Below are 21,651 nucleotides of genomic sequence, written 5' to 3'. Positions count from 1 at the left end.
CTTGTTGACGGAAGAATTGCGCCGCGCGATTGCCGACGTGCGCTTCGACGAACTGCCTGACGATTTCGCTGTCACCTGCAGCTTCGGCATCGCCGAATTCCATGCGGGCGAAGGGCTTTGGGACGCCATCGGCCGCGCCGACAAGATCCTCTATGCCGCCAAGCGTGCCGGCCGTAACCGCACTTTTGCCGAAGGGCTGCAGCTGCCGAGCGCCGCCCGATTCGTCAGGTGAGAGACTTGCTCACGTTGTCGAGAATGAAGGCCAGCCGTTGCTCGACGGGGACCTTTGGGACCTCGACGAGGTCATAGCCGCAAGCGGTATATGTCTCGACCATGCTGGCGTGGGTGCGTCGGGCCTCGTCTTCATCCTGCTTGCGCTCGCTGTCTTGAGCGAAGATCTCGGGCCAATGCGGCAGGATGAACACCTTGGGGTTGTAGCGAAATGCCTGGGCAGCCTTTTCTGCATGCGTCGGTACCGGTAGGCCGATAAGTTTGAGATAGCCGATGACATCGGGCACGCCGCGATCGAAAAAGGCGGGGCCGGAAGTCGTCATTGCAATCGTATGCGAGCGCATCTCCCATGACAGCATGAGTTCGGCGAAAAGCGCGCGGTCGTGCCAGGGCAGGGCCGTTCCAGAAATTGCCACCTGACCCCTGATGATGCCGCGCCCGGCCTCGACCGAGGTGGCAAATCCTGCGGCGGCAAGATGTTCGACCAATGTGGACTTGCCCGAGCCAGGGCCGCCGGTCAGCACAAAGAAACGATTGGAATTATGAGGCATGAAAGGTCTCCGGATGAAACGGGACCGGCCATGGGCAAGCCGACCGCGACTGGCTAAGGCCAGACAACGGCAAAGCCAGCGTTAGCCGGCGATGAAAATTTTGGAAGGGGGGAGAAGTGGAGGTTTCTGTTGCCAGGTACCTCCGAACCCCGCCTAGAAGTGCGAACCTCTAGGGCTTAATTTGAAGCTATCGCACAGCTTACGCTGCGAGACGTGCTTCCGCATAGTTGTCGTTTGCAACTACAAGTTTAGCCCGATAACGGTGGTACTATGCCGGGCAAAAGTCCGATCTTTACACCCTCGTCGATCCTATTTCGCCCCCAGCAAAAACCGTCGTTCGACTGCGACGACTTTTGGTGGAGGCGCCGGGTACCGCCCCCGGGTCCGAATGGCTTATTTCATCGGCAGTTTATCGCCATAGTCAGACAAGCTGACGACCCTGATATAAGGAGGCCGGGCGCAAAAGGAAAGGTCGGAACCGCAAGTCGTAGCAGTCATCCGACAGATTTGTGAGACCACGCGAAGACGCAGGGTTGACTCGCGTCGTGCGCGAACCGAAGCTTCGGCCGCTGGGGTGCCTGCATTGCGCTTGAAGCGGTCAAGGCCGGCAATCCCCACGGGAGATGACATCAATTCGTCGACGAGGGGAATTCATATGAGTGACTATCTTGCAGACGTGAAGAAATACGATGCTGGCGCCAAGGAAGAGGTGGTGACCAAGATCGTCAAGCATCTGGGCATTGCGCTCAGGAACCGCGATTCCTCCCTGGTCTCCTGCACGGATCCCAAAGAACTCGACCGGGTCAAAGCCGGCTGGATCGCCAAGAAGCTTGGCGTCGAGGACGAAAAGAAAGCCGATGGCGCGCTGGAAAAGGTCTGCAAGGCGATGTCGGCCGACAACACCAAAAACCGCGTCACCTTTTATTATCTGGTGGCCAAGGAACTCGGAAAGCTTGGCGCGCTGTAAGCTGCGCCCATTGCTATCGATTTTCTGGCGCCGGGCCCCAAGCCCGGCGTTGGTCGTTTAACGCGGTTGGGGATAAAGCGGCTTCGTTGCCTTGGACGGCACCGGTCCGCTATGATCGGGCAACTCCCGAATCGAGCCCGACCGATGCGCCAGTATCTCGACCTTCTCAGCCACGTCCTCGAAAACGGCTCCGACCGTGGCGATCGTACCGGCACGGGCACGCGCTCAGTGTTCGGCCATCAGATGCGTTTCGACCTGGCGAAGGGCTTTCCTGTCGTCACCACCAAGAAGCTGCATCTCAAGTCGATCATCCACGAGCTGTTGTGGTTTCTCGCCGGCGACACCAACATCAAGTACCTCAACGACAATGGCGTGACGATCTGGGACGAGTGGGCCGACGAAAACGGCGACCTCGGCCCGGTCTATGGCAAGCAGTGGCGGTCGTGGCCGACGCGCGATGGCGGCGAGATCGACCAGATCGCGGTTCTCCTGAACCAGATCCGCAAGAACCCGAATTCGCGGCGGCTGATCGTTTCGGCGTGGAATCCCGAGGAGGTGGACGCCATGGCGCTGCCGCCATGCCATTGCCTGTTCCAGTTCTACGTCTCGGACGGCAAGCTGTCGTGCCAGCTCTACCAACGCTCGGCCGACATCTTCCTGGGAGTGCCATTCAACATCGCGTCTTACGCGCTTTTGACGATGATGGTTGCGCAGGTGACGGGGCTGAAGCCCGGCGATTTTGTCCACACGCTGGGCGATGCGCATATCTACCATAATCATTTCGACCAAGCGCGCGAGCAGCTTTCTCGCACGCCCAAGGCGCTGCCGACGATGTGGATCAACCCTGAAGTGAAGGACCTGTTTGCCTTCCGCTTCGAGGATTTCCGGCTGGAGAACTATATCGCCGACGCGACGATCCGCGCCCCGATTGCGGTGTAGGCGCGGCTCTTAGAGGTCGCGCAGCAGTTCCGCCGCCTTGGCCCGGCCGACGTTGCGGGTCATCAGTACGGCAGCGGCGATCGATGCCAGCAAAAGCACCAGCACCAAAGCCAGATAGCTTGCCGGGATAGCCAGGGCTTCCGGTGGCGGGTCGAACACACCAGTCAGCAGCTTGACCAGCATCCAGGCCATGGTGAGGCCTGAGAGCAGGCCGAAGACGAGCCCGCCCACGGCCACCAGCAGGCCTTCGCCCCACAGGAATGCCGCGAGCTGGTGCGGTTTTGCCCCGATAGCCGTAAGGATCGCGAAACTGCGACGCCGGTCGAGGAAGCCCAGCCCGAGCATCAGGCCGGCAGCCGCGACCGCCATACCGAGCGCAAAAGCGAGCTCGATCGCGGTGAGGCCCGACAGATCGAGAGCCGTCAGGCCGGAGCCGATGATGTGGGCGGCTGAACCGACATCCTTGACTTGCAAAGCCGGATCGTTTGCCAGCGCCGCAGAGGCGGCGTGGGCGAGGGCCGCCGGATCGCCTTTTGCCCGCATCAGCACATAGTCGCTGGCGTCCGCGCCGGTCGTCTTGGCGATGTAGGCGGCATTCGCGACGAGGAATGAGTCCTTCGGTGCGCGGTCGGGAACTCGCGCGTCACACCGATGAATGTGAACGGAACCGGATGATACTGGTGGTCGGCAATGTTCATCAGTCTCAGATTGATGGTGTCGCCGACGGAGAGCTGGAAATCCTGCACGGTTTCTTGCGACACAAGCACGCCGTTCGGCGTTTCGGCAAGGGTGGCCAGCACATTGGCAGCCTTGCCGCCGGCGAAATAGGCGTCAGGGAAATCGGTCGCGTCATCGATCGCCACCGGGTCGATGCCGTAGAGATCCTGCAGGTCGGCACCGACATAGGCGAAGCGGTGCTGCATCGGCGCTGCTGCCACCACATCGGGCAGGGCGGCGAGCTGTGTCAGCCTGGCACCGGCCGGATGGGTGGCGGTGCCGAAGACGGTGACATCGGAGCCATTTGTCAGTTCGGCGTCGACCGGGCCTGGGCGTTGTAGGTGGTGTTGAAGACCGCCGTCGACACCGCAAAGGAGACGGCGAGCGCGGTCATCGCGATGCCATGGGTGATCCGCCGAGACTGATGCGACAGAGCTGCCGCAACGACCGTCGACAGCCTGCCCGCCACCGGCCGGATCAGAAGTTTCAGCAACGTGCCATTGCCGCCTATGATCCGCGCCGAGATGCGGATCGCCAGCAGCGCCGAGCCGATCCAGAACAAAGCGGGGGCGATGAAGGCGTTGTAGTCGACCGACGTGGCGGCGACGCCCTCGGGCGCCAGTACGACCTGGTAGCCTGATCTGGCTGACTGCCAGAAAAACAGCAGCGCGCCCAAAAGCAGGACGACATCGAGCCAATGGCGTTTCCACAGCGGCGAGCCGGCGCGGCCGACGGTGCGCCGCGAGGCGCTGACACTCAGGCCGCGGCTGTCGCGCCAAGCTGGGGTGAGGAAGGCAACGAGTGTGAGCGCGAGGCCGACCGCCACCGACAGCACAAGGGCTGCGACGCCAAGCCGGGCGTCACCGCCGAAGCGCAGCCGCGCGAAAAGCTGCGCCATGACCAGGCCGAGCGTTATGCCGACGGCCGCGACCAGAAGCGCTTCGGCCGAGGTCAGCAACAGGATACGGCGCACGCTTGCGCCACGGACCCTGAGCAGGGCCTGTTCGGCCCGGCGATGACCCGCTCCGGTCGAGGCAACCGCGAAGGTCAGCAGGCAGGCAAGGGCCACGCCGGGCACGCCGAGAAACAAGAACAGCACCGCCGCATAAAGCGAATCGCTGCGTACCGCATCAAGGCGGGCGCCAAGGTTGTTGGCGACCAGCGCTTGCCCGGCCACGGCTGCTTCAAGGTTTCGGGCGGCACCTGTCACCATTGTCCAGGCGTCGGCCGGCCTTGCGGGCAGATGGCCATGGTCCAGCTTGACGTGAAGCTGCGTGCGCGTCGTATCTGGCCGCGTGGCCTGCTGCGGCGCAAATATCCGCTGCCATTCGTCGACAGGCACGATGAGCACATTATCAGGTGGTGCCTGCGGAGCAGCCTGCGGCGGCAGGCCCACACCCTGGAACAGCGCGTCGGCATCGGGCAGTTCGACCACGCCGTCGAGCTTGACGGTGACCGGCGGCAGCCCGACCCGCTTGATGGTGACCATGTCGCCGGGGGCGACATGCAGGTTGGCTGCGGTCTGCTGCGCGGCCAACACGCCGCTCGCGCTGCCCGACAGAAGCCGGACTTCTTGCGGAAAATCCGTGAGGTAGCCTTCGTCGAAGGCGATTACCTTGCCGGGACCGGTCGTTTGCACCGTGCCGCCAGCACTGGCCTCGAGCCCATCCGTGCCGGCGTAAAGCACCTGCCTCATGGCAGAGACCGCCGCGGATTTGCCGACAGCATCACGGATCAAGTTGAGATCGGCGCTGGGCACCGTTTCGACCTGCCAGTCGATCGGCACGCCAGATGCCGCGCGGCGCGTCATCGAGCTGCTGCTTTGAGCGAGGAACGTCGACAGGGCGGCTAGCAGTGCGACGGTCACCGCAATACCTGCTGCGGCACCCAGAAGACGCCCGTAGCGCCGGCGCAGGAGGCCAAGCAGCCAGAGGTGGTTCACGCGCGCCTCCGTTGCGGCTCGGCGGGATGGGAAAGCCTGCCCCGATCGATCGACCAGCGCAGGCTCATTCGTTCAGCCACCGCCTCGTCATGGGTCGCAATGACCAGCGCGGCACCGGTGTTGCGAATGAAATCTATGGTGAGATCGATGAAATGCTGTGCGGTGGCACTGTCGAGCTGGCCGGTAGGCTCGTCGGCGAGCACCAGGCGTGGGCCGGTGACGAGCGCGCGCGCCATGGCGACCCGCTGGGCCTGGCCGCCGGAAAGCTCCTCGGGCAGCTTTTGGGCAAGCTCGGACAGCTCGAATCGCTCGAGGACTGCCGCCGCCTTGCCGTCGACATCGTCGTTGCTCTCCATCAAGACCAGCGGCAGGCCGACATTCTGCAACACTGTCAGTGCCGGAAACAGGCTGGGCGTCTGGAACACGAACGCCACCTTGCCAGGCCGCAGCATGGCGCGTGTGCCGAGCGCCGGCCACATGATCGCGCCGGACGAAGGCGCATCGAGCCCACCCAAGAGGTGCAGCAGCGTGGTCTTGCCGCTGCCCGAGGCACCGACAAGCGCGATGCGGTCGCCTGCATCTATGCGGCAGTTGATGTCATCAAGAACCACGAGCTTGTCGTGCACGCCGTCGGCGGAGCTTCTGGAGATGCCTGAGGTGACGACGAGCGGCTCAACCATTGTCGATCCGCCCATCGGCAAGATGGATGATGCGATCGGCGCGCGCGGCGAGCGCTGCGCTGTGTGTCGCGATCAGCGTCGCCTTGCCGGCAACCCGCCTGACTTCGAAATGCTCGAGCAGGCGTTGCTCGGAGTCCCTGTCGATCTCGGCCGTCGGTTCGTCGGCGACCAGCACTGGCGGGTCGGCGGCGAGTGCCGCCGCAAGGCCCGCACGTGCGGTTTCGCCGCCGGAGAGTTGCGACGGGTAGTTTTGCGCGCGCTGGGAAAGCCCGACAGCCTGCAACAACGCGTCGAGCCGCCGCTGGTCGGTCTTGCCGGCCAGAAGCATCGACAGCCAGATGTTTTCGCCAACCGTCAGGTGCTGGAACAGATTGCCGGACTGTTGCAGGATGCCGAAATTCGCCGCCCTGATGGCCGCCCGTTCTGCTTCGGGACGGCGTGTCAGGCGCTGCTCGCCGATCATGACGTAGCCACCGTCGGGCTCGTCGAGGCCTGTCAGGCAGGCCAGAAGCGTGGATTTTCCGCTGCCCGACGGGCCGACGACCGACACCATTTCACCAGGCGACAGGAAAAGGCTGACCCCGCGAAGGGCTGCGGTCTCATCGTTGCCGACATGGTAGAAGCGATAGAGTTCGTGTGCGGCAAGGACGCCCATCTCAGCGCCACTGAAACGATTCCGACATCAGCTTCCATTGGTCGACATTGTCGGCACCGAGTGGCGCATAAAGCTCAAGCGCCACGAGCTTGGCATCCCTGAAATAGAGAAAACGCTGGTTTTCGAGGCGAACCTGCTTGGAAGTGACCTGGTTGGGTTCGGAGTTCGAGCTGTAAGCGATCCGGATGGCGTTGCCCGCAGGCAGCTTGACCGCCTTGACTGTGTCGATCTTGACGGCACGCTCCTGCTTTTGCAGCTGTGGCAGATAATCCGTGCGCACACTGTCGACCGTCGGTGGCACGCCTGTGTCGGACAGTGTGACCACGACACCGTCGAGCTTGTCGACGAAACGTGCGCCTGCCGGCATGTCGGTTCGCGCCCAGCCCTCAGGCACCTTGAGCACGTAGCCGTCCTTGGACGTGTAATCGATGAAGACCTGGGTGTCGGGAATATCGCCCGGCGGGTTTTTCTCGGCTTGCACCGGCATTTCGGCGGCCACGGCCAAGGGCATGGCGGCGAGGGTGCAGGCCGCCGTCGTAAATGAGGCAAGAAGGCTCGACAGGATTGCGGTCCGAATCATGTCGAGAATTCTCCTTGCACGCGACGGCGGCCACCGCCCAGTTCACCATCGCATTGTGACATTACCGGCGCCTCGCCGGTGCAATACGCTTTTGTAAGGTTGCCGAGGCAGGGCGGGACAATTGACATGACGTCTCGCAGTCGATGCCCTATCGTCCGGAAACGTTCGTCTTACGCCTCCTGAATGCATGCAAGGGGACTGCAATGGGACAAGTCGCTCCGGGCCGTGGACAAGACACGATCGAAGCCAAGGAATTGGAACTGATCCACCGCTACTGGCAGGCGGCGAACTATCTCTCGGTCGGCCAGATCTATCTTCTCGACAATCCGTTGCTGCGCGAGCCGCTGAAACCCGAGCACATCAAGCCGAGACTGCTTGGACATTGGGGCACGACACCCGGCCTCAACTTCATCTATGCCCATCTCAACCGGGTCATCCAAGCGCGCGACCTCGACATGATCTATGTCTGCGGCCCTGGTCACGGTGGACCCGGCATGGTCGCCAATACCTATCTCGAAGGCAGCTACAGCGAAATTTATCCGGAGATCGGCCGCGATATCGACGGGATACGCAGGCTTTTCCGCCAGTTCTCCTTTCCTGGCGGTATTCCCAGCCACGTGGCCCCTGAGACGCCCGGCTCCATCCATGAGGGCGGTGAACTCGGCTATGCGCTTGTGCATGCCTATGGCGCGGCATTCGACAATCCTGACCTCGTCGTTGCCTGTGTCATTGGCGATGGCGAAGCTGAAACCGGAACGCTCGCGGCTTCGTGGCACTCGAACAAGTTCCTGAACCCGGTGCATGACGGTGCGGTGCTGCCGATCCTGCATCTCAACGGCTACAAGATTGCCAATCCGACGATCCTGGCTCGGATGGAGAAGTCGGAGCTGGACAGCCTGCTGCGTGGCTATGGCCATGAGCCGCTGTTCGTCGAAGGCGATGATCCCGAAGACATGCATCGGCAGATGGCGGCGACGCTCGACTTCGCGCTCAAGCGCATCACCGAGATTCAGGCGATGGCGCGCAGTGCCGGCAATTCCGATCGGCCGCACTGGCCGATGATCGTGCTGCACAGCCCCAAGGGCTGGACCGGACCGAAGGAGGTCGACGGCAAGAAGGTCGAGGGTTTTTGGCGCGCGCATCAGGTGCCGATCTCCGACCCGAGAAAGGATGCCGGTCACCTCAAGCTGCTCGAAGCGTGGATGCGCAGCTACAGACCTGAAAAGCTGTTCGACGAAGAGGGACGGTTGAACGAGGACCTGCAGGCGCTGTCGCCGAAGGGCAAGCGCCGGATGGGCGCCAACCCGCACGCCAATGGCGGATTGCTCAAGCGCGACCTCGTGCTTCCGGATTTTCGTTCGCTCGCCGTCGAGGTCGCTACTCCCGGCGGCGTCACGTCAGAGGCAACGCGCGCCATGGGACGCCTGCTGCGACAGGTGATGGTGCTCAACGCCGAGACGCGCAATTTCCGGCTGATGGGGCCCGACGAAACCGCCTCCAACCGTCTCGACGACGTTTTCGATGTAACCAACCGGGTGTGGATGGAAGGCATCGAGCCTTATGACGAGCATCTGGCGCATGACGGCCGGGTGATGGAGGTGCTGAGTGAAAATCTCTGCCAAGGCTGGCTGGAAGGCTATCTGCTGACCGGTCGGCACGGCTTTTTTTCCTGCTACGAAACCTTCATCCACATCGTCGACTCGATGTTCAACCAGCACGCCAAATGGCTCAAGGTTTCACGCGGGCTGGCCTGGCGGCGGCCGGTCGCCTCGCTGAACTATCTTTTGACCTCCCATGTCTGGCGGCAGGATCACAACGGCTTCAGCCATCAGGATCCGGGCTTTGTCGATCTGGTCGCCAACAAGAAGGCGGACATCGTGCGCATCTACCTGCCGCCAGATGCGAACACGCTGCTTTGGGTCACCGATCACTGCTTGCGCACCTATGACCGCATCAACGTCATCGTTGCCGGCAAGCAGCCGCAGCCGCAATGGCTGAACATGGCTGATGCCATCGCTCATTGCGAGGCGGGTGCCGGCATTTGGCATTGGGCGGGGACTGAGCGCGGAGAAGGCGAGCCTGATGTGATCATGGCCTGCGCTGGCGACGTGCCGACCCTGGAAACGCTGGCTGCAGTAGACCTGCTGCGGAGCGCGCTGCCCAATTTGGGGATACGCGTCGTCAACGTCGTCGACTTGATGACGCTGCAGCCGAACAGCGAGCATCCGCACGGGCTGGCGGACGATGCGTTCGACGCCTTGTTTACAGGCAACAGGCCGGTGATTTTCGCCTATCACGGCTATCCATACCTCATCCACCGCCTGACCTACCGGCGCCACAACCACGACAGTTTCCACGTTCGCGGGTTCAAGGAGGAGGGCACGACGACCACCCCGTTCGACATGGCGGTGCTCAACGAGACGGACCGATATCATCTCGCCATCGAGGCGATCGACAGGATCGGCGATCTGGGAGCTGACGGGGCGAAAGCCAAGCGCCACTTCGAAGACAAGCTGGCCGAACACTGGCGGTTCGTGCGCGAGCATGGCGAAGACATGCCCGAGGTGCGCGACTGGGCCTGGCGCAACTAAAGCCGATGGTCATTCTGGCTCTCAATGCTGGCTCATCCAGCCTCAAGTTCGGCGTGTTCAAGGCCGTGTCGAACAGCGAGGTTGAGCCTCTGATGCGAGGCGTCTTCGATGGCTTGGCCGACACGCCGCGCTTTTCGGCCAAGGACGCAGGTGGAGGCGTTCTTGCCGACCGGCCGTTGAGCCTTCCCGACAGGTCGACGGGCGTATTGCTGGGCGAGCTTTTCGGTTTTCTAGATCCGCTGCTCGGTGGCGAGCAAATTGACGCGGTCGGGCATCGTATCGTGCATGGCGGTAGCCGCTTCACAGCCCCCGTTCATCTGACGAATGAGGTCATCGCGGCGCTGGACGCGCTGACGCCGATTGCGCCCCTGCATCAGCCGGCTAGCCTGGGACCGGTAAGGGCGTTGGCCAAGCTGCGGCCGGACTTATTGCAGATCGGCTGTTTCGACACGGCATTCCACAGCACGCTCGCACCGCCTGCCAGCCGCTATGCCATTCCGCGCGAATATGAAGAGATGGGATTGCGACGCTACGGCTTTCACGGCCTGTCCTACGAGTTCATTGCCCGCCAACTGGGCGAAATCGCACCGGAGCTACTAGCCAAGAAAACGGTCGTTGCGCATCTGGGCAGCGGGTGCAGTCTGTGCGCGATGGTCAACGGCAAAAGCCGGGATACGACCATGGGCTTCACAGCCCTGGATGGGTTGATGATGGCGACGCGATCCGGGGCGATCGATCCGGGCATTGTCCTGTATCTTCAGGAGGCCCTGGGATTGTCGGTCAATGAAGTCGAGCAACTGCTCTACCGTCGCTCCGGTCTGCTCGGTGTATCAGGCATTTCGGGAGACACACGCGTGCTGCTCGCCAGCGACGATCCGCGTGCCGCCGAAGCGCTCGACCTGTTTGTCTTCAGTATCGCACGCAACATCGCGGCGATGGCCAGTACGCTCCAGGGCCTTGAGCTTCTGGTCTTCACCGGCGGTGTCGGCGAGCATGCCGGCGAAATAAGAAAAGCAGTCTGCGATCGTCTTGGCTGGTTGGGCGTAACGCTTGATCCGTCGAAGCCAGGCGACCTCATCAGTCAGGCCGAGAGCAAGATCGAGGTCCGGGTGATCGCCACCAATGAGGAGATGACGATCGCTCGCCAAACCAGCGCGCTGATCAGCGAGATCGGGGCAGGCTAGCCGCTTACGCCAGCGTTTTTTGATGGCGCAACAGCATACCGAACAGATCGCGAGGCTCGTCCGGGTCGGCAAGCAGGTCAAGTTCTTCGTAACGCCTGGTGGTGCGAAGCTTGTCGCGGACATAGCGAAGTGCCGAGAAGTCCTCAATCGCAAACCCAACCGAATCAAACAGCGTGATCTGCCGCTCGTCCTTGCGGCCTGTGGCCTGCCCCGTGATCACCTGCCAGAGTTCGATGACCGGATGATTGGCGTCGAGCTGCTGGATCTCGCCTTCTATGCGTGTTTGTGGCGGGTACTCGACAACGATTTCAGAACGCAAAAGGATGTCGCTGTGCAGTTCCGTCTTGCCGGGGCAATCGCCGCCGACGGCATTGATGTGAACGCCTGATCCGACCATGTTGTCGGTGAGGATCGTCGCATTCTGCTTGTCGGCGGTGACGGTGGTGATGATCTGCGATCCTTCCACCGCTTCCTGGCCGGTTTTGCAGATGGTGATCTCGAAGCCGAGCCCGTCGAGATTGCGCGCGCATTTGCGGCTTGCCTCGATGTCGATGTCGAACAGGCGCAGCTTGTTGACGCCGAGCAGCGCCTTGAAGGCCAATGCCTGGAATTCCGACTGGGCGCCGTTGCCGATGATCGCCATGGTGTCGGAGCCTTTCGGCGCCAGATATTTTGCCGCGACCGCCGAGGTTGCGGCGGTGCGCAAGGCAGTCAGAATGGTCATCTCGGTCAGCAGCATCGGGTAGCCCGAGCCGACATCGGCGAGCACGCCAAAGGCGGTTACGGTCTGGCGGCCCTGGCGCGTGTTCTTGGGGTGGCCGTTGACATATTTGAAGCCATAGAGCTGGCCGTCGCTGGTCGGCATCAGTTCGATGACGCCGTCATGGCTGTGCGAGGCAAGCCGGGGTGTCTTGTCGAACAGCTCCCAGCGCTTGAAATCCTCTTCGATGTAGCCGGCGAGCTCGGTGAGCAAACGGTCGACGCCGACTTCCAGGACCAGCTTCATCATGTTGTCGACGCTGACAAAGGGAACGATGTTGAGGTTTGGGATAGTCATCAGAAGCTCCTTGTCGGGCGGTCCATGATGCGGCGGCCCATCAGCGACGCCGTAAGGTCGACCATCAGGCTTGCGGTGCGCCCGCGTTCGTCGAGGAATGGATTGAGTTCGACGAGATCGAGGCTGGAGACGAGGCCGCTGTCATGCAGCATCTCCATCGCCAGATGCGCTTCGCGGAACGTGGCGCCGCCCGGCACTGTGGTGCCGACGGCGGGCGCGATCGAGGGGTCGAGGAAATCGACGTCGAGGCTGACATGCAGGAGCCCGTTCTCCGCCGCGACGCGTTCGAGGAAGGCCCGCAGCAGCGGGGCGATGCCATATTCGTCGATCGTGCGCATGTCATGAACTGTGACGCCTGCCTGCATCAGCGCCTGGCGCTCGGCGGGGTCGACGCTGCGGATGCCGAGCGTGCAGATGCGCTTGGGGTCGACCTTAGCAGAAAGGGTGGGAAAATAGCCGTCGAAACCCGGAAGCCCGCTGGCATAGGCGAGCGGCACGCCATGCAGATTGCCGCTGGCGGTCGTGTCGAGCGTGTGGAAATCCGGATGCGCGTCGAGCCAGAGCACAAAAAGCGGCCGGCCTTGCTCTGCTGCACGGCGGGCAACGCCGGAAAGGGTACCGGCGCTGATGCTGTGATCGCCGCCCAAGAAAATGGGCATGCCGTCGGCGCTGGCGGCATAGGCAGCTTCGGCGATGGCAGCCGTCCAAGCGGCAATTTCCGGTAGCGATTTCAGCGCCTGGTTGTTGTGTTCGGCGACCTGGACAGGCTGGGGAACCACCGTGCCGAGATCGGTCAGGCTGTGGCCCAGTTCYGTCAGTGCCGCGGCGAGACCCGCAGTGCGCAGGGCGCTTGGCCCCATCTCGCAGCCCATGCGGCCGGCTCCGTCCTGAACCGGTGCGCCCAAAATCTTGCAGTGCATTCGTTGCCGTCCATGTGAAATGAACGCGCATTGAACAGCCCTGGCCTGGCAAATTGAAGCGCTTGAAGTGACACATCTGATATGAGAATTGTGCAATATGAAGGCCATATTGAGCAAAATGGAACCAAGATGGACGATTTGGACAAAAGGCTGGTAACGCTGCTCCGCCATCAGGGTCGGCGCAGCATCTCCGATCTGGCGGTTGATCTGGGCGTTTCGCGCGCCACGGTGCGCACGCGCATGGAGCGTCTGGAGAAGTCCGGCGACATTATCGGCTATACCGTCATCCTGCGTGCCGAGGCTGTTGGCCAGGCCGTTCGTGGCATCATGCTGATCGAAATCGAAGGGCACGTTTCCGACCGGGTGATCCGAGTGCTGGGCGGTTTTTCGGAGGTGTCGCAAATCCACACGACCAACGGGCGCTGGGATCTCGTGGTCGAACTGGGGACGTCGACGCTGACGGATTTCGATGCCGTGTTGCGCCGGATCAGGCTCATCCCCGGCATTACCGGAAGCGAGACCAGCATTTTGCTGGCCACGCCACGCAGCACCAAGGCCAAGCTTTAGTATCGGCGATATGGCCGGTCTGGACTGCGCTGCCTCGCCAAAATAAAATCGTTTTGCGCGGAGCGGGTTTGGCTGGGAGGAGAAGGGCGAATGTCGGCGATTAGCTCAATGTGCCTGCGGTCCTGGTTCGTTGCCGCAGGGTTGTTTTTGGCGGCACCAGCATCGGCCAACGACTCGACGGCGGAACTCGGCACCGGCGGGCTGATCCTCGGCCGCACCGACCAGATCGCCATGGAGAGCGAGGACCTGTTCATCTCGATGGACAAGGTCAAGGTCGACTATGTCTTCCGCAACAATTCGGACAAGGATATCGAAACAGTCGTGGCGTTTCCGATGCCCGACATCGATGGCAGTCCGGATTGGATGACCGGCGTGCCCGATGAGACCAGCGACAATTTTCTCGGCTTTTCGGTTTCGATCGACGGCAAGGACATAATGCCCGAACTCCAGCACAACGCATTCGCCGCAGAGGTGGATATCTCAGCCGATCTGGTAGCCAATGGCATACCGTTCCTGCCGTTCGGCGAGGTGACCTACAAGGCACTGGAAAAGCTCAAGGACGAGGTTGCCGACGATTGGCAGAACCGCGGCATCATCACCATCAGCGAATATGACGACGGCACGGGCATGAAACGCGTGCGCGAGCCGTTCTGGAAGCTGCGCTCGGCCTATTGGTGGAAGGCGACGTTTCCTGCGGGGAAGCCGGTGAAGGTGGCGCATAGCTACAAGCCGAGCGTTGGCGGCACGGCTGGCGTCAGCTTTTTCACGGATGGTAAATTCCAGGGCGAATATGACGACTATAAAGCCAAGTACTGCCTCGACGAAGGGTTCGAGCGTGCGGTGGCCAAGGCGGCGAAGGTGTCCACCGACGGCTATCCGCCCTATAGCGAGAGCCGGGTTTCGTATGTGCTGACGACCGGTGGCAATTGGGCGCTCGGCACCATCGGCAAATTCAAGCTGACCATCGACAAGGGCGGTCCAGCCAACATCGTCAGCTTTTGTGGGACTGGGGTGAAGAAGACGGGTCCAACGACCTTCGAGATGAGCGCCGAGGATTATTATCCAGAGCGCGATGTCGATATTCTGATCCTGCAGCCTTACGATACCCAGAGATGACAGGCCGGGCGGGAGATTCGTCTGGAACGGGAAGGGCGGCGGATGGACGTTGCGATCTATGTGGCGATTGCCGAAAACGGCGTGATCGGGCGGGATAATGGCCTGCCATGGAAGCTGTCGAGCGATCTCAAGCGCTTCAAGGCCGATACGATGGGCAAGCCGATCATCATGGGGCGCAAGACCTATGAGAGCATTGGCAAGCCGTTGCCGGGCCGGCTCAACATCGTCGTGAGCCGCGATCCAAGCTACCGAATCGATGGTGCGGAAACGGTGCAGTCGGTCGAAGACGCCATCACCTTGGCCATAGCCAAGGGCCGCTGCATGCCGGGCGCCAATGAAATCTGCGTGATCGGCGGTGGCGAAATCTACCGCCAGGCGCTGCCGCTGGCGGACCGGCTGCACGTCACCCATGTGCTGGCCAGCCCTGACGGCGACACGCGCTTTCCCGCGATCGAGCCGAGCATCTGGGCTGTCGCAAGCTCGCAGGACTTTCCCGCAGGCGAGAAAGACAGCCATGCGACACGCTACACAGTTTACGAGAAGCGCCGCGAGGTGCATTGAGGGCACGGCTTCATACATATGTAGTGAAATCAGAGGCACTTACGTGCCGTCGCGTTGAAAGCGCTTGCTCGCATCACTATAGATGGTGTCAGTAATTAAGCGGCCGTCTCAGGCGCGGCCGCCATTGTTTCGTAGTTGAAAGGACATTCATGCCCTGGAACAATCAAAATGGAGGCGGCGGCGGCCCATGGGGCGGCGGCAGCGGTGGCGGGGGCGGCGGTGGCCCATGGGGGCAAGGACCGCGACCAAGCGGACCGCAGGGTTCTCCTCCCGATCTCGAAGACATCATTCGCAGGGGCCAAGACAAGCTCAAGCGCGCGCTTCCGGGTGGCAGCGGCTCGAGCGCCGTGCTGTTTGGCCTGATCGGCGCGGGATTGATCGCGTTCTGGGCGTTCCAGTCGATCTACACCGTGCAGCCTGACGAACTCGCCGTTGAACTGCGTTTCGGCAAGCCCAAGCAGGAACTGTCGCAGCCAGGTCTGCACTTCCATTGGTGGCCGATCGAGACTGTCGAGAAGGTCAATACGGCTGAAAAGCTTGTCGACATCGGCGAAGTTCGTGGCAATACGTCTTCGGGCCTGATGCTTTCGGGCGACCAGAACATCGTCGACGTGAAGTTCTCCGTCGCCTATCAGGTCTCCAACCCGGAGGCCTATCTGTTCAACGTCTCCGAACCCGACATCATGGTTCGCCAGATCGCCGAAAGCGCGATGCGCGAAGTGGTCGGGCGCCGGCCGGCGCAGGACATCTTCCGCGACGACCGCCAGGGTATCGCTTCAGGCGTGCGCGACATCATCCAGGCGACGCTTGACGACTATGGCGCTGGCCTTTCAGTCAACGCGATTTCGATCGAGGACGCGGCACCGCCGCGCGAAGTTGCCGATGCATTCGATGAAGTGCAGCGTGCCGAACAGGACGAGGACCGCTTCGTCGAGGAATCCAACCAGTATTCCAACCAGAAGCTCGGCCAGGCGCGCGGTGAAGCGGCTCAGGTGCGCGAAGACGCGGCCGCCTACAAGAACCGCGTCGTCCAGGAAGCCGAAGGTGAGGCCCAGCGCTTCATCTCGGTCTATGACGAATATGCCAAGGCGCCTGACGTGACCCGCAAGCGTCTCTATCTCGAGACCATGGAAAAGGTGCTGCAGGGCTCCAGCAAGGTGATCGTCGAGCAAGGCAACGGGCAGGGCGTGGTGCCCTATCTGCCGCTACCTGAACTGCAGAAGCGCGCTCCGGCCGCGGCGGGAGGCAAGTAATGTCAAATCGTCTCCCCATCATCGGCGTCTTCGCCGTAATCGTCCTGATTCTGATCTGGTCGTCGATCTTCGTGGTCAATGAACGCCAGCAGGTCATCGTGCTGCGCTTCGGCGAAATCGTCGACGTCAAAACCGAGCCCGGCATCTACTTCAAGGCACCGTTCTCGATGTTCGAGGCCGACAACGTACAGGTCATCGAGGACCGCGTCATGCGGCTCGACCTTGATGACATTCGCGTCCAGGTCTCGGGCGGCAAGTTCTACGATGTCGATGCCTTCATCGCCTATCGCATCAACGATGCCCGCAAGTTCCGACAGACCGTCTCGGGTAGCGTGGAACTGGCCGAACAGCGCCTTCGTACCCGCTTCGATGCGGCCCTGCGCCGGGTCTACGGTGTGCGCGGCTTTGAAGCCGCGCTCTCGGAAGAGCGTGCGGCAATGATGCGCGAGGTTCGCGATCAGTTGCAGCCTGACGCGACATCGCTTGGCCTCGAGATCCAGGATGTCCGCATCCGCCGTACGGATCTGACCGCCGAGGTGTCGCAGCAGACCTATGACCGCATGAAGGCCGAACGTCTGGCCGAGGCCGAAAGGCTGAGGGCACGCGGCCGGGAAGCGGCACAGCGCATCCGCGCCCGTGCCGACCGCGAAGTGGTCGAGACTGTCGCCGAAGCGCAAAAGGAATCGGAAATCCTGCGCGGTGAAGGCGAAGCCCAGCGCTCCGCCGTGTTCGCCGATGCCTTCAACCGCGATCCTGAGTTCTTCGACTTCTACCGGTCGATGAGCGCCTACGGCACGGCGTTGAATGCCGACGGCACGACAATGGTGCTGTCGCCGGAATCGGAGTTCTTCCGCTACTTCCGCAACCCGGAAAGCGGCAAAGCACCGGCAGCCAAGGCAACGCCAGCCCCCTCGGCCGGCGTCGCAGCCCCCAGCACCAGCAACTAAGCAGTGCAGGACTTTATCGTCGCCATAGGCCTGGTTCTCGTTTTCGAGGGCCTGGTCTATGGCGGCTTTCCTTCCGCCGTCAAGAAGATGGCGGCGCAGGTGACTGAAATGCCTGACGCCCTGCTCAGGACTGTGGGCCTTGCCGCGATCGTCATCGGTGTCGGCGTCGTCTGGCTCATCCGGGGATAACGGATGAATTATTCCGTGCCGGTAGCATTGGCCGCAAACAGGCCTTATTTGTTTTCATCATGACGCTTCGCGTTCGGACGGCCCGGCGCGATCAATGACAAGACAGCCCTGGGAGGCTTCCCTGATGATTTCCACGCCCCTTTTGCGCGCCATGCGAAAGGCCTCTCTGGCCGCCACCACGGCGCTGATGATTGGTGCCATAGCGGTGCCATCCTTCGTGACACCTGCCTTGGCGCAAGGGCCGGAATCGGTCGCCAACCTCGCCGAAGGCCTGCTTGGCGCGGTCGTCAACATCTCGACGTCGCAGACGGTGAAGGGCGGAGAGGGCGAGAACGCCGTTCCGATGCCGCAACTGCCGGAAGGCTCGCCGTTCCAGGATTTCTTCGACGAGTTCTTCAAGAACCGCGGAGGCCAGGACAATGGCGGCTCGCAGAAGGTGCAATCGCTCGGTTCCGGCTTCATCGTCGATGCCGAGCAGGGCATCGTTGTCACCAACAACCACGTCATTGCCGACGCCGACGAGATCGAGGTGAATTTTTCCGATGGCTCGAAGCTGAAAGCCACGCTGGTCGGCACCGACACCAAGACCGATATCGCGGTGCTGAAGATCGATCCGAAGGCCAAGAAGCTGACGGCGGTGAAGTTCGGCGATTCCAACAAGATGCGGATCGGCGACTGGGTGATGGCGATCGGCAACCCGTTCGGCCTCGGCGGTACGGTGACCCTGGGCATCGTGTCGGCGCGTAATCGCGACATCAATTCGGGCCCATATGACGATTTCATCCAGACCGACGCCGCGATCAATCGCGGCAATTCGGGGGGGCCGCTGTTCAAMATGTTTGGCGAGGTGATCGGCATCAACACGGCGATCATTTCGCCGTCGGGCGGCTCGATCGGTATCGGTTTTTCCATTCCATCCGAGATCGCGGCCGGCGTTGTCGATCAGCTCAAGCAATTCGGTGAGACGCGTCGTGGCTGGCTTGGCGTGCGCATCCAGCCGGTGACCGACGATATCGCCGAAAGCCTCGGCATGGCCACCGCCAAGGGCGCGCTGATTGCCGGCATTATCAAGGGCGGGCCCGTCGACAAGGGACAAATCCTGCCTGGCGACGTGGTCATCAAGTTCGACGGCAAGGACATCGTCGAGATGCGTGACCTGCCGCGGGTGGTTGCCGAAAGCCCGGTGGGCAAGGCTGTCGATGTGGTGATCGTGCGCAAGGGCGTCGAGCAGACAGTCAAGGTGACGCTCGGCCGGCTCGAGGACGGCGAGAAACTGGCCGAGGGCGAAGCCACCAAGCCCGCCGAAGGTGCCGACAAGGGTGCCGTGGTTGCACCGACCAGCGTGCTCGGCATGACCATCGGCGAACTCAACGACGACACGCGCGCCAAGTTTGGCATTGCCGCCGAAGTTTCCGGTGTCGTGGTGACATCAGTCGCAAAGGACTCGGCCGCAGCCGAGCGCGGTATCGTTGCCGGCGAGGTGATCACCGAAATCGCCCAGGAATCGGTGTCGATGCCGAAAGAGGTGATGGACCGTATCGCTGCGCTCAAGGAACAGGGTCGCAAGAACGCTTTGCTGATGCTGGCGTCCAAGACCGGTGAGTTGCGGTTCGTGACGCTGCGCATGGACTGAGTCCGAAAACTCGGACAAGTCTTTGAAGACATAGAAAAGGCGGCTACCTAGCCGCCTTTTTGCGTTGCTGCCATTCGGCTTGCGACAGCCGGTAGAGCGCGTGGCGCTTGAGCTCGGGGTGCGTGTCAGGCACGCGCGGATGGTCGAAGTCGCCCGCAATATCGTGGCGCATGCCGAGGCGCTGCATGACGGCGGTCGAACGATGGTTGTGCGAAACCGCGAAGGAGACGACCTCGTCGAGGTTCAACGTCTCGAAGCAATAGGCGAGCAAGGCCTCGGACGCCTCAGTGACGTAGCCCTTGCCCCAGAATTCGGGCGCGAGCCGCCAGCCGATCTCCATCATGCCGCGGGGGATAAAGGGTGCGAGGTCGGTGCGGTTGATGCCGACGAAGCCGATGCATTCTCCAGTGGCGGCAATCTCGGCTGCGCTGAAGCCAAAGCCGTCGCAGTCGATGTTGCCGCGAAGCTTGTCGAACAGTTCGTCGCTCTCCGCCCTGGTGCGGCGCATGCCGAAGAACTCCATAACCTGCGCGTCCGAATTGATGCGGTGGAAGAGCGCGCGGTCGCGTTCTTCCCAGTTGCGCAAAATCAGGCGTTCGGTGCGGATCTCTTTCATCATGCGAACTCGGCGCGGCTGTAGCCCTGGAGATAAAGCAGGGCGGTGAGGTCGGAATTGTCGATACGGATCTTTGCTTGCGCTGCCACCGACGGCTTGGCGTGAAGGGCGATGCCAGAACCTGCAAGGCGGATCATGTCGAGGTCGTTGGCGCCGTCGCCGACTGCAATGGCATCGTCCGGGGTGAGGCCGAGGCGTGCGGAAATCTCGTTCAGCGCATCGGCCTTGGCAGCGCGGCCGAGGATCGGCTCGGAAACCTTGCCGGTGAGGCGGCCATCAGCCTCGATCAGGTGATTGGCGCGGTTTTCGTCGAAGCCGATCATCTTGGCGATGCGCGAGGTGAAGACGTCAAAGCCGCCGGAGACCAAGGCTGTGTAAGCGCCATGCGCCTTCATCGTGGCGACCAGCGTCTTGCCGCCCGAGGCAAGGGTCAGCCTGATATCGATGATGCGGTCGATGACCGAGGCGTCGAGACCGGCGAGCAGCGCCACGCGCTCGCGCAGGGCGGGTTCGAAGGCGATCTCGCCATTCATCGAGCGTGCGGTGATGTCGGCGACGCGATCCTTGACGCCGATCTCGTCGGCGAGTTCGTCGATGCATTCCTGGTCGATCATGGTCGAATCCATGTCGGCGATCAGGATCTTTTTCCTACGCTTCGCGTTGTCCTGGACAGCGAAATCGATGGCTTCGCTGGCAAGGGTGGAAGTGAGCGCGGCGTGTGCATCGTCGGCAGAAAGTCCAGCGGGCAAAGCGATGTCGCAKGCAATGGCCTCGTCCAGCCAAACAAAGCCGCTTGCACCAAGGGCGCGAGAGGCCTTATCGGCAAGGGACGGCACCAGCAGAGCGCGGTCCGGGTGGGAAATCAGCGTGGCGATCAGTGGCATCGAAAATTCCGGAACAAGCGAGGGGCGCATCAAGAACGCGACCCTGATAGCCGGGCCGACCGCCAGCGGCAAGTCGGCGCTGGCGCTGCGTCTTGCCGAGCGCGACGGCGGGGTGATCGTCAACGCCGATTCGATGCAGGTCTACAGCGTGCTCAACGTGCTGACGGCCCGGCCGAGCACTGATGATCTCATGCGCGTGCGCCACTTCCTTTACGGCCATGTGTCGCCGGCGACAGCTTATTCGACGGGCAGCTGGCTGCGCGACGTGGCGGTGCTGGCCGACAGTGGGCTGTTTGTCGAAAAGCCGCCGATCTTCGTCGGCGGGACCGGGCTCTATTTTCGAGCCCTGGCCGAAGGAATTTCGGAAATGCCCGAAATTCCCACCGAAATCCGCGATCGCTGGCGCTGGCGGCTCAATGAGGAGGGCGCCCCCATGCTGCACCGGTTGCTGATGAATGTGGACAGCGCGGTGGCCATGAGGCTCAAGGCCAGCGACGGCCAGCGCATCGTGCGCGCGCTGGAGGTGCTGGAGGCCTCAGGCCGCTCGATCCTGAAATGGCAGGCGGACAAGGGGCACCCGATGATCGACATTGCCACGGCGCGCTTCATTGTGATCGAACCCGAGCGCGAATTGCTGATCAAGCGTATCGATGCGCGTTTCGACAAGATGATCGAGCTTGGCGCGCTGGACGAGGTGAAGGCGATCACCGCCATGCGGCTTGCTCCGGAACTGCCGGCGATGAAGGCGATCGGCGTGCGTGAGTTGGCTGGCGCCATGGCCGGCGAGATGAGCTTCGACGAGGCGATCGAGCGTGCAAAGATCGCGACGCGCCAATATTCCAAGCGGCAGTCGACGTGGTTCCGCAACCAG

General features: G+C 62.1%; 24 protein-coding genes and 1 other RNA gene. 13 read left to right on the top strand and 12 right to left on the bottom strand.

Features of this window, described 5'->3' with window-relative positions; all coding sequences use genetic code 11:
• The coding region (locus AC1DWF_RS19440) for a diguanylate cyclase domain-containing protein (RefSeq protein ID WP_476841946.1) at positions 1-232 on the top strand (232 nt) is incomplete at its 5' end.
• Here the strand turns inward: AC1DWF_RS19440 and AC1DWF_RS19435 are convergent.
• Positions 225-782 carry an AAA family ATPase gene (locus AC1DWF_RS19435; RefSeq protein ID WP_476782040.1) on the bottom strand — a complete coding sequence of 186 codons (558 nt, stop codon included), beginning with the start codon at positions 780-782 and terminating at the stop codon, positions 225-227. The genes AC1DWF_RS19440 and AC1DWF_RS19435 overlap by 8 nt on opposite strands.
• A gap of 115 nt (positions 783-897) precedes the next feature.
• Positions 898-1,256, bottom strand: a transfer-messenger RNA (tmRNA) gene (gene ssrA, locus AC1DWF_RS19430).
• Positions 1,257-1,437: 181 nt separating this feature from the next.
• Between ssrA and AC1DWF_RS19425 the strand changes: the two genes are divergently transcribed.
• Positions 1,438-1,749 (top strand): DUF2853 family protein, encoded by a 312-nt coding sequence (locus AC1DWF_RS19425; protein ID WP_476782039.1) that lies wholly within the window; start codon positions 1,438-1,440, stop codon positions 1,747-1,749.
• Positions 1,750-1,893: 144 nt separating this feature from the next.
• Positions 1,894-2,688: a thymidylate synthase gene (locus AC1DWF_RS19420; protein ID WP_476782038.1), complete on the top strand. Its 795-nt coding sequence runs from the start codon at positions 1,894-1,896 to the stop codon at positions 2,686-2,688.
• A 9-nt stretch (positions 2,689-2,697) separates the two neighbouring features.
• Here AC1DWF_RS19420 and AC1DWF_RS19415 read toward each other — a convergent pair whose 3' ends face one another.
• From AC1DWF_RS19415 to AC1DWF_RS19390, 6 genes are all read right to left on the bottom strand, one after another.
• Complete coding sequence (locus AC1DWF_RS19415) at positions 2,698-3,231, bottom strand: FtsX-like permease family protein (protein WP_476782037.1); 534 nt, start codon at positions 3,229-3,231, stop codon at positions 2,698-2,700.
• The gene (locus tag AC1DWF_RS19410; protein WP_476782036.1) at positions 3,231-3,611 is read right to left on the bottom strand and encodes a hypothetical protein; all 381 of its coding nucleotides are present in this window, start codon (positions 3,609-3,611) and stop codon (positions 3,231-3,233) included. Before AC1DWF_RS19410 ends, AC1DWF_RS19415 begins: the two co-directional genes overlap by 1 nt.
• A gap of 101 nt (positions 3,612-3,712) precedes the next feature.
• Positions 3,713-5,347, bottom strand: a complete 1,635-nt coding sequence (locus AC1DWF_RS19405) for an FtsX-like permease family protein (protein WP_476782035.1) — start codon at positions 5,345-5,347, stop codon at positions 3,713-3,715.
• Positions 5,344-6,027, bottom strand: a complete 684-nt coding sequence (locus tag AC1DWF_RS19400; RefSeq protein WP_476782034.1) for an ABC transporter ATP-binding protein — start codon at positions 6,025-6,027, stop codon at positions 5,344-5,346. The genes AC1DWF_RS19405 and AC1DWF_RS19400 overlap by 4 nt, the downstream gene beginning before the upstream one ends.
• On the bottom strand, positions 6,020-6,682 hold the full coding sequence (locus AC1DWF_RS19395; protein ID WP_476782033.1) for an ABC transporter ATP-binding protein: 663 nt from the start codon (positions 6,680-6,682) through the stop codon (positions 6,020-6,022). The genes AC1DWF_RS19400 and AC1DWF_RS19395 overlap by 8 nt, the downstream gene beginning before the upstream one ends.
• A gap of 1 nt (position 6,683) precedes the next feature.
• Positions 6,684-7,262 (bottom strand): hypothetical protein, encoded by a 579-nt coding sequence (locus tag AC1DWF_RS19390; protein WP_476782032.1) that lies wholly within the window; start codon positions 7,260-7,262, stop codon positions 6,684-6,686.
• 203 nt (positions 7,263-7,465) lie between these two features.
• On the opposite strand from AC1DWF_RS19390, the gene AC1DWF_RS19385 reads away from it, so the two are divergent.
• On the top strand, positions 7,466-9,853 hold the full coding sequence (locus AC1DWF_RS19385; RefSeq protein ID WP_476788559.1) for a phosphoketolase family protein: 2,388 nt from the start codon (positions 7,466-7,468) through the stop codon (positions 9,851-9,853).
• A 5-nt stretch (positions 9,854-9,858) separates the two neighbouring features.
• A complete protein-coding gene (locus tag AC1DWF_RS19380) occupies positions 9,859-11,037 on the top strand; it encodes an acetate/propionate family kinase (protein ID WP_476782030.1) in 1,179 nt (392 codons plus the stop codon).
• 4 nt (positions 11,038-11,041) lie between these two features.
• Here the strand turns inward: AC1DWF_RS19380 and AC1DWF_RS19375 are convergent, their stop codons facing one another.
• Together AC1DWF_RS19375 and rocF are read right to left on the bottom strand one after the other, a co-directional pair.
• Positions 11,042-12,094, bottom strand: coding sequence for an ornithine cyclodeaminase (locus tag AC1DWF_RS19375; RefSeq protein WP_476782029.1), 1,053 nt, complete (start codon positions 12,092-12,094; stop codon positions 11,042-11,044).
• Positions 12,094-13,014 carry an arginase gene (rocF, locus tag AC1DWF_RS19370; RefSeq protein WP_476782028.1) on the bottom strand — a complete coding sequence of 307 codons (921 nt, stop codon included), beginning with the start codon at positions 13,012-13,014 and terminating at the stop codon, positions 12,094-12,096. The genes AC1DWF_RS19375 and rocF overlap by 1 nt, the downstream gene beginning before the upstream one ends.
• Before the next feature lie 129 nt (positions 13,015-13,143).
• On the opposite strand from rocF, the gene AC1DWF_RS19365 reads away from it, so the two are divergent.
• The 7 genes from AC1DWF_RS19365 (at position 13,144) to AC1DWF_RS19335 (ending at position 19,280) form a co-directional block, all read left to right on the top strand.
• Positions 13,144-13,581, top strand: coding sequence for an Lrp/AsnC family transcriptional regulator (locus AC1DWF_RS19365; RefSeq protein WP_476782027.1), 438 nt, complete (start codon positions 13,144-13,146; stop codon positions 13,579-13,581).
• A 90-nt stretch (positions 13,582-13,671) separates the two neighbouring features.
• Positions 13,672-14,697: a DUF4424 domain-containing protein gene (locus AC1DWF_RS19360; RefSeq protein ID WP_476782026.1), complete on the top strand. Its 1,026-nt coding sequence runs from the start codon at positions 13,672-13,674 to the stop codon at positions 14,695-14,697.
• Positions 14,698-14,739: 42 nt separating this feature from the next.
• The gene (locus tag AC1DWF_RS19355; protein WP_476782025.1) at positions 14,740-15,258 is read left to right on the top strand and encodes a dihydrofolate reductase; all 519 of its coding nucleotides are present in this window, start codon (positions 14,740-14,742) and stop codon (positions 15,256-15,258) included.
• 149 nt (positions 15,259-15,407) lie between these two features.
• A complete protein-coding gene (gene hflK / locus AC1DWF_RS19350; protein WP_476782024.1) occupies positions 15,408-16,511 on the top strand; it encodes an FtsH protease activity modulator HflK in 1,104 nt (367 codons plus the stop codon).
• Positions 16,511-17,458 carry a protease modulator HflC gene (hflC, locus tag AC1DWF_RS19345; protein WP_476782023.1) on the top strand — a complete coding sequence of 316 codons (948 nt, stop codon included), beginning with the start codon at positions 16,511-16,513 and terminating at the stop codon, positions 17,456-17,458. The genes hflK and hflC overlap by 1 nt, the downstream gene beginning before the upstream one ends.
• Positions 17,459-17,461: 3 nt before the next feature.
• Positions 17,462-17,647: a DUF2065 domain-containing protein gene (locus AC1DWF_RS19340; RefSeq protein ID WP_476788556.1), complete on the top strand. Its 186-nt coding sequence runs from the start codon at positions 17,462-17,464 to the stop codon at positions 17,645-17,647.
• A gap of 124 nt (positions 17,648-17,771) precedes the next feature.
• Complete coding sequence (locus AC1DWF_RS19335) at positions 17,772-19,280, top strand: DegQ family serine endoprotease (protein ID WP_476841945.1); 1,509 nt, start codon at positions 17,772-17,774, stop codon at positions 19,278-19,280.
• Positions 19,281-19,323: 43 nt separating this feature from the next.
• Here the strand turns inward: AC1DWF_RS19335 and AC1DWF_RS19330 are convergent, their stop codons facing one another.
• Together AC1DWF_RS19330 and serB are read right to left on the bottom strand one after the other, a co-directional pair.
• Entirely contained in the window at positions 19,324-19,896 is a 573-nt protein-coding gene (locus tag AC1DWF_RS19330) for a GNAT family N-acetyltransferase (RefSeq protein ID WP_476782043.1), read from the bottom strand.
• Positions 19,896-20,780 (bottom strand): phosphoserine phosphatase SerB, encoded by an 885-nt coding sequence (gene serB, locus AC1DWF_RS19325; RefSeq protein ID WP_476782020.1) that lies wholly within the window; start codon positions 20,778-20,780, stop codon positions 19,896-19,898. Before serB ends, AC1DWF_RS19330 begins: the two co-directional genes overlap by 1 nt.
• Between serB and miaA the strand changes: the two genes are divergently transcribed.
• Positions 20,770-21,651 (top strand): tRNA (adenosine(37)-N6)-dimethylallyltransferase MiaA (miaA, locus tag AC1DWF_RS19320; RefSeq protein ID WP_476841947.1); only part of this gene is annotated, 882 nt, incomplete at its 3' end. The genes serB and miaA overlap by 11 nt on opposite strands.

This window comes from Aminobacter sp. P4_D5 (genome assembly GCF_056401815.1).
The sequence above is the reverse complement of the archived record's forward strand: the minus strand, read 5'-3'. Positions and strand labels throughout refer to the sequence as shown.